Source organism: Halobacillus sp. (assembly GCF_049282395.1).
GTDB lineage: Bacteria > Bacillota > Bacilli > Bacillales > Halobacillaceae > Halobacillus.
The window spans coordinates 1-3040 of record NZ_JBAPTY010000172.1; the positions used below are offsets into that span (position 1 = coordinate 1).

At 42.4% G+C, this 3040-nt stretch carries 3 protein-coding genes; all 3 read right to left on the bottom strand.

The window, feature by feature from the left end; translation table 11 throughout:
- Positions 1-1310: Glu/Leu/Phe/Val family dehydrogenase (locus tag WAM07_RS07995; RefSeq protein WP_422165962.1), on the bottom strand; the 1310-nt coding region annotated here is incomplete at its 3' end.
- A gap of 179 nt (positions 1311-1489) precedes the next feature.
- The gene (gene fabI, locus WAM07_RS08000; protein ID WP_422165963.1) at positions 1490-2269 is read right to left on the bottom strand and encodes an enoyl-ACP reductase FabI; all 780 of its coding nucleotides are present in this window, start codon (positions 2267-2269) and stop codon (positions 1490-1492) included.
- Between the two features lie 160 nt (positions 2270-2429).
- On the bottom strand, positions 2430-3040 hold a 611-nt coding region (locus WAM07_RS08005), incomplete at its 5' end, for a hypothetical protein (RefSeq protein WP_422165964.1).

The following is a 3040-nucleotide window of genomic DNA, read 5'->3' on the forward strand; positions in this document are numbered from 1 at the left end:
TGTCTAAGCGGGAATGGATCCCCAAAGAACTGTGGTAGAATTGTATCCATCGTATACTTCATTTTATCAAATAAACGCTCAAAAACCTGGTCCTCTGTCATAAATTGCGCTTCACGGCCCTGAATCCATTCGTAGTATGAAACAATAACCCCGCCTGCGTTCGCAAGGATATCCGGTACAATTAATACACCTTTATCGGCAAGATACCGGTCAGCATCTTCTGTAATCGGACCGTTCGCCCCTTCTATGATCATAGAAGCCTGAATCCGTTCCATATTATCTTCGTGAATTTGATCCTCAAGTGCAGCAAGCAGAAGAACGTCACAATCCATTTCCAGCAGTTCATCACGCTCTCTGATCTCTGCTTTAATTTCATGCTCTTCCAACTCATCTTTCCTCGTTGGAAGATCTCCATCTGATTTTTCAGTGAACTTGATGAGAGCAGGGATATCAAGCCCGTCATTATTGTAAAGCATAACATTGTGGTCGCTGACCGCTACGATTTTGTTCTGAAGATAATCGCACTGATAAGCCTCAAGAGCTGCTACAGAACCCAAATTACCAAATCCTTGTACAGCCATGCTTAGCTTTTGATCATGATGATTTAAAGCAGTATTTGCAAAAACGTTATCGGTTTCGGACAACCACTTTTTATTTTCATTTAAAAAGTTGTGCATCATATAACGGAATGTGAAGTAAACTCCTTTACCGGTAGCTTCACGTCTTCCAAGTGATCCGCCGTTAACTACACTCTTTCCTGTAAAGCTGTTGCGGTAAGGTTCACCGGGATGAATGTTTTTGAATTCGCCCATCATCCAGTCCATCTCCCGTTCACCGGTTCCTACGTCCGGAGCAGGAATGTCTTTATCAGGACCTAGTATATCATCGAAATACTGGACATATTTCTTACATATCAGATTGAGTTCTTTAATGTTGTACTCTTCAGGTTTAATAACCACCCCGCCTTTACCTCCACCAAAAGGAAGCTCATGGAGTGCATTTTTCAAGGTCATCAGCTTGGCCAGGTTCGACACTTCTCCTTCATTTACGGATTCGTGGAATCGTACCCCGCCTTTGTATGGCCCTACTGTATCGCTGTGCTGGACCCGGAATGCCGGAATACGAACAATGGTGTTGTCATCCAGCGTCACCCTCAAAAAGGATTTATGTATATGATTGGGGGTGGAAAGTAAAGCTACCAGGGATTTAAAGGCCTGTTCACGTGTCTGTGCCTGGAGATCAGGCAGGAACGCTTCATCTTCCATTAAAGCTTTTAGAGATTCTTCAATAATGGTCTGTTGTTTTTGCATCTTTCTGATCCTCCATTCTGTTCTTTTTGTCCTGCGTCTTATTTCCTTGTCTAATGCTTACTTTTCCCTAATTTAGAAGTATGAAACGTTTTCTTTCCAAGAAATAACTTCCTTGAATTTTAAAACATCTGTAGTTAAAGAAAGTCCGACTCTCCCCGGAGAATCGGACTTTTTTTAAGCTATCCAAGTATGTTATAACCTGAATCTACATACACAATTTCACCTGTAACCCCTCTGGAAAGATGGCTCATCATGGCAAGCGTCATATCTCCAACCTCTTCCTTGGTTACATTTTTGCGAAGCGGCGCAGTATCTTCAATCTTGTGGAGTATTTCGTTAAATGAAGGTACTCCTTTTGCTGCAAGCGTGCGGATCGCCCCCGCTGAAAGAGCGTTCACACGGATATTGTGCTTTCCTAAATCTGCGGCTAGATATTTTACAGTAGATTCGAGCGATGCTTTTGCCACTCCCATTACATTGTAACCTTCTACTACGCGCTCAGCTCCGAGATAGCTCATGGCTGTTATCGCGCCTCCTTCTTTCATATAAGGATGAGCTGCTTTGGCCACAGCAATTAGGGAATACGCGCTTGTATCCTGAGCAAATGCAAACCCGCTTCTTGAAGTATTAAGAAATTCACCTTTTAAGTCCTCCGCGTGGGCGAAGGCGATGGAGTGTACCACTCCGTGAATACAATCCACTTTTTCTCCAATCGTCTGAAAAGCTTCCTGGATGCTTTCATCATTATTTACATCACAGGGAACGACCGCTGCCGCTGCCATTTCATTCTCTTCCAGCAGCTTCTTTAGCTTTGTATAGGAACGATCTTTTCTATATGTAAAGATGAGATTTGCCCCTGCTTTATAAAGGGACTGGGCGACACCCCAGGCCAAACTGCGGTTATTCGCTACACCCATGATCACTACATTCTTATCTGTCATTTTTAATAAATCTTCCATAGTAACCTCCATAATAAAGTGATTAATAACTGATATCATTACCATCCTATCATAGTTTATATACCGCTATTATCTTAACAATAAGAAAAATAATAGGACAAACCGGTTAATGAAAGACACAAATGTTACCAGACTGCCCCCTTCTTAAGATTTGGTTACATTATTCCTTCAGCTCTATATGAGCAAACCGCTCATTCATAGTCGAAAAAGAATCCCCTGTTTTTATAGAGATCGGTTGATTAAATATGGGTCCGTCGAAAACAAATGTATGAAATTCTCCATATTCACCGCAAGGATCCACGGATGCTGGAAGCTCTCTTAAGAAATCTTCATTGTACATATGACCCGCAGACTCTCCAGAAAGCTGGTCAGTATCTACCGTCGTAATCACTGCCTTAAACCCTTGCCTTAGAAATTCATGTGCGATTTCCCCAGAATTCGTACCCCAGAGTGGGTAAATGCCTTGCATTCCCATCCTTTTCATCAGTTCATCACGGTAGTTCTTTATATCATCGAGAAATAGATCAGCATACACGATAGACTGAACTCCCTGTTTAATAAACTGCTCAAACTGCTTATGGAGCTCTCTTTCGTAAATTTCATTCGACGCCTGTGAAGGCAATTCTAATTCGTAGAGAGGCAGGCCAATCGCTTCCGCCTGCCTTGTAAGCCAGGTTCGCCTAACTTCATGCATTGGCAGGCGGTCGCTTTCAGAAGAAACGGTAGAAAATAAACCTTTGACTTGAATAGTTGGGTCATGCAGCATTTTAA